Source organism: Stenomitos rutilans, assembly GCF_059505485.1.
On sequence record NZ_JCACKR010000060.1, the window covers coordinates 81,265 to 89,694 of the forward strand.

An 8,430-nucleotide genomic window follows, 5' to 3' on the forward strand; every position below is an offset into this window, starting at 1 on the left:
CAGCCTTCTACTTTTACCTTTTGCCTTTTACTTCTCACATCCATGCAAATCGATTGGCAAGTTGCCAAAACCTACGAAGACATTCTCTATTACAAAGCCGATGGAATTGCCAAAATCATTATCAACCGCCCTCACAAGCGCAATGCCTTTCGTCCCAAGACTGTGTTTGAACTCTACGATGCCTTTGCGAATGCTCGTGAGGACACCCGTATTGGTGTCGTGCTGTTTACTGGAGCTGGCCCTCATACGGATGGGAAGTATGCCTTTTGCGCGGGGGGAGACCAAAGTGTGCGAGGTCACGCAGGTTATGTGGGCGATGACGGTGTGCCCCGGTTAAACGTACTAGATTTGCAGCGGCTGATTCGCTCGATGCCCAAGGTCATTATTGCGCTGGTGGCTGGCTACGCGATCGGAGGTGGTCATGTTCTGCACATTCTTTGCGATCTCACCATTGCGGCGGATAACGCTATTTTTGGGCAAACAGGCCCTAAAGTTGGCAGTTTCGACGGCGGATTTGGAGCTAGCTATCTCTCGCGGATTGTAGGACAAAAGAAGGCACGAGAAATCTGGTACCTGTGTCGCCAATACTCGGCAACGCAGGCGCTAGAGATGGGTTTGGTGAATTGTGTAGTGCCAGTAGAACAGTTGGAAGCGGAGGGCATTCAATGGGCGCAGGAGATTCTGGCGAAAAGCCCGATCGCCATTCGCTGCCTCAAGGCGGCTTTTAATGCAGATTGTGATGGTCAAGCAGGATTGCAAGAACTAGCTGGAAACGCCACCTTGCTTTATTACATGAGTGAAGAAGGTGCTGAAGGCAAGCAGGCCTTTCTAGAAAAACGTCCGCCTGATTTCCGTCAGTATCCGTGGTTGCCGTAAGCGACGCTCGATCGCGCTTAATTTGGCTTGCCGCCTTTTACCTCGCGCACATAACTGGTGGTTGAGGCTAAACACTCGGCTACCAGCCCAGCGCCATCAATATCAGCCTTGGACCACTGCCATGTACTTTTGCGGTCTGTAATTTCGGTAAACGTCCCATCGATTTGTAAGCGTTCTCGCGTGGCATCGATGTAAGCGCCATTCTCACGAAACGAAAGAGTGCTGACGATGATTTGCTGGTTGCCAGATGCTTTTGCAGGCGCATTGACAACCTTGATGCAGAAGCGCCCACTGCCACTGCTAATTTCGCGGTAAGACGAGTTAAATTGCGAGGTTGTGGCATAGTAGGTACCCGGTCTAGGAAGCCGCTGGTAAAAATTATCCTTAAAGCTGAAGGTAGCCGATGATGCCACAGAAGGTTGACCACCCCATTTTTCTGGGGCACTGAGGTAGCGCTCTACTTCTCGATACATCGCAATGCCAGCTAATCCGATCGCTAGAACAAGTCCACTGGCGGCACCTGCTTGAACAAGCTTGTTAATGCGTTGCCAAACACCTGCCAAAGCCTCTCGCCTTGAACCTTTTGACCGAGTCTGGTTCTTGTAAGACGGCTTGCTACTCTCGCGGACGACAATTTTGGGTAAGACCATTGCTTCTGGTGCTATGGCTGCGTTAGGGCTTAGGCGGGGCGATTGAGACAGCTTCCCGTAACCCAAGGTGACCTCAGGAAGACGATCGCATAGATGTTGCCACAGTTGCGCCACGGTTGCACCCGGTTTACGTCCCTTTAGGTAAAGCCCTTCCAGCAACACGTAGGTAAACGCGCCAAGCTGAAACGCCCCTAGATCCTGCGATGTCTCACCCAAGGCAGCGGAAAAAATGCTTGTCACTCCACTGGGATCGGTGCCAAAGCCCTGCCCAAACTTCTGTTCTTCGGTACGGCAGGCATCTAAGAACAAAACGGTGTGGGTGGTACCACTGCGGCTCAGGCAGTCTGCTAGTGCATCTACTGTAATGGCTGTTGTTTCTACCGCGTCTAGCGCCGCATCGCTGGGCAGAAGGTAATCAGCATTTGCATACTGCAACCCGTATCCACTGAAGAAAAACCAGAGTGTATCGCCCTGCTTGAGAAAGGGAACTGCAAACCGAAGTTCAAGAAACTGTTTTAGATTTGCAACGGTTGGCTGCGTGGAGATTGAAACGCCCTCAAGCTCAATTTCGGGAGAGCGATCGGTCAAATAGTACACTTGATCAAAATCAGCCTCCCGCACCAAAAAATCTCGCATTGCCTGGGCATCTTGTTCAGCATACTGAAGGGATTGCAAGCTCTGATACTGACTGATCCCAACTACGATCGCCCATTTCTTTGCCATCTCAATCTAAACTCACAGCGTGCTACACAAACAGGACTGATTCATCGCCATGCCAACACAAACGCATCGATCAATGCCATAAAAGCATCTGTGCGTGTAGCCACCCTTGCCTCTGTTTTCAAGGATCGTGTCAAAGATCCGGATACTTTGCTTGACGTCCTGATTGCTTCAACGCTTTGTACTGAAGGGCATTAGGAGCATCGGGTGCTGAACACTCAAGTGACATCCTGATGACCTTATCCGTTCCCTTATAAACGGCAGTGATTCGACTCGCACGCCACTGGGTATTGCGACTGGTACGTACGATCACGCTTGCCAAAAAGCGTGTAGCGGTTGTCGCGGATTTGAGCATAGGCACGATCGCCCGTCCATTTCACCCCCGGTAAAGCACGATAAGCAGCCACAAACACATCCCCCAACGGCAGCAGACGCCCAATTTCTTCAGCCGCAGTACTGCCCTGCCAGCGTTGTTCTGGTGCAGCGGCATTGATCAAAATCATGCCTTGTTCGCAGTCTTGCGAGGTAATGCCCAATTGACTCAACGTCTGATCAGCCTGCATAGGGATGTACTGAAACCGCTCGCCGTGATCGAGTCGCTCCAGCAACTGCACTAATGTGGAGCAGAGATTACAGTTGCCATCGTAAATAACGTAGTAAGTCATGAGGAAGGAGTAGGAGAGAATGAAGGCAGAGGGGACAGTGAAGAAGCAGGGGAGGCAGGGGAAGCAGCGGGGGAGGCAGAAGCGAAGATAAAAGACAAGGACTGTCCGCCATTTAAACTCCATCCCACCGCAAGCGGAAGCAAGCGACATCTTTCATCCTCATCCCTCACGCTCCCTTGACCTTTCTTAATAGTAACAGTGCTTTCAGCTACAGTCCTGATGGCGACTGCGATCGAGAATGAAGGACCTATCCTAACCCATCAACACTTTATTGGTATTCTCAAGCATGAAACCACGCATCATTGTTTGCGGCTTGGGTGCAACTGGCTACAAAATTCTCTGTCTGCTCCGGCAGCAGGGAGCGCATGTGGTGGGCATTCACAACCGTCCGCTGGCTGTGGAGAAAGAGGATGTCATTATTGGTGATGCGCAGATGGCATCAACCCTCATTCAGGCAGGGATTCGGGATGCGCAAACGTTAGTGTTAACAGACAGTGACGATGGGTTGAATCTGGCTGTCTTGATGCAGGCACGGGTGCTCAATCCGCGTATTCGCATTATCAATCGGCTCTTTAACACGAGTTTGGGCGATCGCCTCGATACCACTTTACCTGACCACATCAGCATGAGTGTGGCATCTCTGGCGGCCCCCATTTTTGTCTTTGCAGCGTTAGGCAACGCGGCGATCGGGCAACTACATTTGTTCAAGCAAACCTGGCCGATTCACGAAGAACACGTTGAAGATGACCATCCGTGGCTGGGGCGCAAACTCAGCGACCTGTGGGAAGACCGCGATCGCATGTTGATTTACTACTTGCCGATCGATAACAAGGTGGATCTGGTTTCAGCCATTACGCGAGACTACCGTTTACAGGTGGGCGATCGGCTCATTATTGGCACCAAACCAAATGTGCGTACTACACGACGTTCTCTCACGCAAAAAATCGCTAAATTGGCGCTGGGGCTGAAATATTTGCGAGAGCACAGCCGAGCTTTACTGTTCGGTGCTTTGATGCTGCTGATCATGATTCTGCTCAGCACCACGATCTACACCTCGTCTGTATTGCACACCAACTGGATCGATTCGCTTTACTTTTCCGTTGGCATTATTACAGGGGCTGGCGGCAACGACATCGGCTTAGAGCACGCACCAGATGATCTCAAGGTATTTACGGTGCTCACAATGCTAGTGGGAGCCGCCATTATTGGCATTTCCTACGCACTTCTCAATGATTTTGTATTGGGCACCCGGTTCGATCGCTTTTGGGATGCCGCTCGGATTCCTCACAGAGGCCATTTTATTGTATGTGGCCTGGGTGGGGTCGGTGTACAAATTGTCAGTCATCTGCATAGCTGTGGACACGAGGTCGTCGTGATTGAGCAAGACCCTAACTGTCGCTTTCTCAGTACAGTACGGGCGATGAAAATTCCGGTGATCCAAGGCGATGCTAGTCTACCAGCCGCCCTCAAAGCCGCAAACTTTGAGCAAGCGCAGGCACTTCTGGCTGTAACCAGCAATGATACGGTCAATCTGGAAATTGCTCTCAATGCTAAAAGCCTTAATCCTAAGGTTTCGGTAATCGTCCGCTATCAAGACCCAGAATTTGCCTGGATGGCGCAACTCGTGTTTGAGTTTGACGCCGTGTTTAGCCCTGCGGAATTGGTCGCACCTGCCTTTGCTGCCGCTGCCTTGGGTGGACGCATTTTGGGCAATGGTATGACGGCTGATAGCCTGTGGGTAGCACTGGCAACGTTAATCACCCCTGGGCATCCCTTTTGCGGCAAGCGAGTGCAAGAAGCCGCTATCACCGCTGACTTTGCGCCCTTATATCTTGAAACCCGCAGCCAAACGATTCACGGTTGGGATTTGCTGAAAGTTTGCCTGAGCGCTGGCGATGTGCTTTATCTCACCATGCCAGCGACTCGTTTAGAGCAACTCTGGCGAATGCCTTCTACTATGACGCGATCAGCGTGACGGTTGGTTTTAGCGGTCAGCTAGACGAGTCAACCTAGCTAAAGCGTGATATGGCAGTTGTCAGTCGTTCATCAGGTTTATAAGCATTGGTTTTAGCGGTCAGCGATCAGCCATCAGCGGTCAGCTATAGCAGTCCTAGAGCATTTGTGAAAAGCATGTTGTGTTTGACTCAAGCAGCCGTCAGCCGTCAGCCTGGAATAAAGCTGAAAGCTGACCGCTAAAAGCTAAAAGCTAAACTAACGCCCTGCAACCATGCTTTGTGCCATGCGAAGATGGCCTGCTACGATCGGCAGTACCTGACTTGCAAACGCTTTCACGTCTGTATCTTGGCCCTGCTTCAGTTCGTTTTGATAAGCCGCTTGCGTTTTGGCGTGTGCTTTGATTTGCCCATTCATGTAAGCCTGGTCAAACTGAGTTCCAGATAACTTCGTCAATTGGGTTAACAAAGCCTGGTTTTCTGCGCCAAGAGTCTTGGGCAGCGCAACCCCCTTTTCAGCCGCTAGAGGCTTTAGCTTGCTGCTTGATTGCGTGTGCTGCTGAATCATCTCCTGAGCATACTGCCTGACTTGTGAATTTTGCGATCGCTTCAATGCCAATTGACTCGTCTGAATTTCGGTCATATCACTTTGAGCCGCCTTCATCATAAATTGGCGGTCGACCGCATTTAAAGACGCACGTCGGTTACCACTTTGCATCGGTGTAGAACCATTCTGCATCGAGCCGTCTTGCATGGAGCCATTCTGCATGGAGCCATCTTGCATGGAACCGTTCGGCATAGAGCCATTTTGTGATGGGCTAGACTGCATAGAACCGTTCTGCATGGTTTGAGCCGAAGCTGGCAGTAGGGAAGAGGCGATCGCTAGGCTAAACGCACAGGCACTGGTTGAAATGAATTTGCGAGAACGAATTAATTTCATCATGAGAGGCAAAGTTTGTTAGAAACGACAATCGACGGGTGCCTGCCAAGATACTGTGCAAACATCCTAATGAGAAAGGTAACGATTATTACATCGTCAAACGTCCATCTAAAGAGCGGTTCTGTATACTTTGGCGATCGGCATCAGCAAGGAAAGGGGGTTCCTGGTTGGCTGCCAAAGCTATGACGATTGATTTAATTCGTGAAAGCTAACCCAGAGTAGCTTTCAGCGCTCAGCTTTTAGCGCCGAATGACAAGCTGATACCGATTTAAAGAATGACGGCTACAGATCAATCGGTGGGTAGGGGCAAGGCATTGCCTTGCCCCTACAGGATGTGTCGCATTTTCAATTCAAATTGGTATGACAGCTGACCGCCTAGAATACAGTGTTTCTCCTTAGAGACTGCACCCTATCTTGGATTAGCTTTCAACGCTCAGCTTTTAGTGACAAATGACAGGCTGAAAGCTAACCGCTGACCGCTGAAAGCTGACCGCTGAAAGTTGACCGCCATCCCTTAAAACTGCTCTATACCTTCAAATTTCTTCGCTATCTCTGCGTTTGCCCCTTCCCCACAGGTGCGCGGTGTGGGAAAGATCTTGCCAGGATTGGCAAGTTCGTTGGGGTTAAACGTTTGGCGAACCCATTGCATCGTTTCCAGGTCGGTTTCAGTAAACATCTCTGGCATGTAGCAACGCTTGTCGGCACCAATGCCATGTTCACCCGAAATACTGCCGCCCACCTGAACGCAAAGCTTCAAAATTGCGCCACCCAATGCCTCTACTTGCTCTAGCGCACCAGGAACCGCGTTGTCATACAGGATCAAAGGATGCAGGTTGCCGTCTCCAGCATGGAAGACATTCGCCACGTTATAGCCATGTTTCTCACCTAGAGCCGCAATTTCTTTCAGCACATACTCCAGCGTGGTACGGGGGATCACGCCATCCTGCACGTAGTAATCAGGGCTAATCTTGCCCATCGCAGCAAAGGCGGCTTTGCGGCCTTTCCAAAGGGTGAGGCGCTCGTCGGGATCGGTTGCAATCCGCACGTTGCGGGCACCATTTTGCAGACAGATGGCTTCTATCCGTTGACTATTGGCTTCGGCTTCAATTTCTAGCCCATCCACTTCAACCAGTAAAATGGCTGCGGCATCACGGGGATAGCAGTTGGTGCAAACCACATCCTCGACTGCGTTAATGCTAAAGTTGTCCATCATTTCCATGCCACCCGGAATGATGCCAGCACTAATAATATCTGAAACGGTCGCGCCTGCTGCTTCGACGCTGGTAAAGTCTGCCAACAATACGCGCACTGATTCAGGCGCCTTGAGAATTTTGAGGGTAATTTCAGTGGCGATGCCCAGCGTTCCTTCTGACCCCACAAAGAGGCCTGTGAGGTCGTATCCCGGCATTTCAGGAACGGTGCCACCCACATCGACGATCGCCCCATCTGGCAAGACCAACTTCAACCCCAGCACATGATTCGTTGTCACCCCGTACTTCAAGCAATGAACACCGCCAGAGTTCTCTGCGACATTACCGCCCACAGAACAAATAATTTGGCTGGAGGGATCAGGCGCGTAGTAGAAACCAGCCCCACTCACGGCTTGCGTTACCCAATTGTTAATCACTCCAGGCTGCACAACCACCCGTTGATTTGCCAAATCAATGTCCAGAATACGCTTCATCAATGCGGTAACGATGAGCACGCAGTCATCTGTAGGCAAGGCACCACCAGAAAGACCTGTACCAGACCCACGCGCCACGAAGGGAACGTCATATGTAGCGCAAACCTTGACGACGGCTGCCACATCTTCTGTGGTACGGGGTAAAACAACGACAGAAGGACGATGCCGATAGCTAGTCAGGCCATCGCATTCATACACCAACAGTTCCTCACGCTTCCGTACAACTCCGTTTTTACCCAAAATGGCTTCAAACTCGCGGACGATCGGTTGCCAGTCGCGGGTGATCTCTTTCGGCGGTTCCTGAGTGAGCATAGGGGGGAGGGGGGAGTAGAGTTTTGAGTTTTGAGTTTTGAATTAAAGCTGACGGCTGACGGCCAAAGGATCGTGGATTTAATAAAACCGAATATTTGCGTAGGATGTGTTAGCACCGCGTAATGCATCGTCTTCGAGGCCGGTGATGCGTTACGGCTAGCGCCTAACACATCCTACAAAAGCTGATCTTATTTAATTCTCATTCCAAAGCTTTGGATTAGCTCTAACTACTGTAACGATTCCGGTAATTCACCAAAGCGATCGCGGTAGCGCTGCAAAAGATTCTCCAATGCCTCTGCTCGTTGGCGATCGTCTTCGGCTCGTTGGCGATCGTCTTCGACTCGCTGTTGTTCTGGCTCCAGCCGTTGCCCAATTCCACAAAGGTCAGAAAGGGCTTGCCATCGGGACGGATAATGTGTAGCGGGTTTTTGGAGGGTACAAAGCGAATGCCCAAGCGTAAGCTAGCCCAGCCGTCCATCACCGTTAGGACATCAAGGTAGCCATCCGATCGCAGCCAGCCTTCTAACTGGTTGGTATCAGAATCATAGGTTAGGACTTACGCAAAAGCGATCATCTTTCGCCCCCTAGCCCCCAAGTTTGGGCAGGGTGGTTTCATACAAGCAAAAGAAAA

At 50.9% G+C, this 8,430-nt stretch carries 7 protein-coding genes; 2 read left to right on the forward strand and 5 right to left on the reverse strand.

The window, feature by feature from the left end:
• The first annotated feature begins 42 nt into the window (after positions 1 to 42).
• Complete coding sequence (menB, locus tag AC5JLP_RS10320; RefSeq protein ID WP_496067851.1) at positions 43 to 876, forward strand: 1,4-dihydroxy-2-naphthoyl-CoA synthase; 834 nt, start codon at positions 43 to 45, stop codon at positions 874 to 876.
• 17 nt (positions 877 to 893) lie between these two features.
• Here menB and AC5JLP_RS10325 read toward each other — a convergent pair whose 3' ends face one another.
• Positions 894 to 2,249, reverse strand: a complete 1,356-nt coding sequence (locus AC5JLP_RS10325) for a caspase family protein (protein WP_496067852.1) — start codon at positions 2,247 to 2,249, stop codon at positions 894 to 896.
• A gap of 248 nt (positions 2,250 to 2,497) precedes the next feature.
• Complete coding sequence (locus AC5JLP_RS10330; protein ID WP_496067853.1) at positions 2,498 to 2,911, reverse strand: thiol-disulfide oxidoreductase DCC family protein; 414 nt, start codon at positions 2,909 to 2,911, stop codon at positions 2,498 to 2,500.
• 286 nt (positions 2,912 to 3,197) lie between these two features.
• Here AC5JLP_RS10330 and AC5JLP_RS10335 point away from each other — a divergent pair, with 286 nt between their 5' ends.
• Complete coding sequence (locus tag AC5JLP_RS10335) at positions 3,198 to 4,886, forward strand: potassium channel family protein (RefSeq protein ID WP_496067854.1); 1,689 nt, start codon at positions 3,198 to 3,200, stop codon at positions 4,884 to 4,886.
• Between the two features lie 236 nt (positions 4,887 to 5,122).
• Here AC5JLP_RS10335 and AC5JLP_RS10340 read toward each other — a convergent pair whose 3' ends face one another.
• The 3 genes from AC5JLP_RS10340 to AC5JLP_RS10350 all read right to left on the reverse strand — a co-directional run bounded on the left by AC5JLP_RS10340 (position 5,123) and on the right by AC5JLP_RS10350 (position 8,277).
• A complete protein-coding gene (locus tag AC5JLP_RS10340; RefSeq protein ID WP_496067855.1) occupies positions 5,123 to 5,806 on the reverse strand; it encodes a DUF4142 domain-containing protein in 684 nt (227 codons plus the stop codon).
• A gap of 511 nt (positions 5,807 to 6,317) precedes the next feature.
• Positions 6,318 to 7,799 carry a glycolate oxidase subunit GlcD gene (gene glcD / locus AC5JLP_RS10345; RefSeq protein ID WP_496067856.1) on the reverse strand — a complete coding sequence of 494 codons (1,482 nt, stop codon included), beginning with the start codon at positions 7,797 to 7,799 and terminating at the stop codon, positions 6,318 to 6,320.
• A gap of 223 nt (positions 7,800 to 8,022) precedes the next feature.
• Complete coding sequence (locus AC5JLP_RS10350) at positions 8,023 to 8,277, reverse strand: hypothetical protein (RefSeq protein ID WP_496067857.1); 255 nt, start codon at positions 8,275 to 8,277, stop codon at positions 8,023 to 8,025.
• Between the last annotated feature and the right edge of the window lie 153 nt (positions 8,278 to 8,430).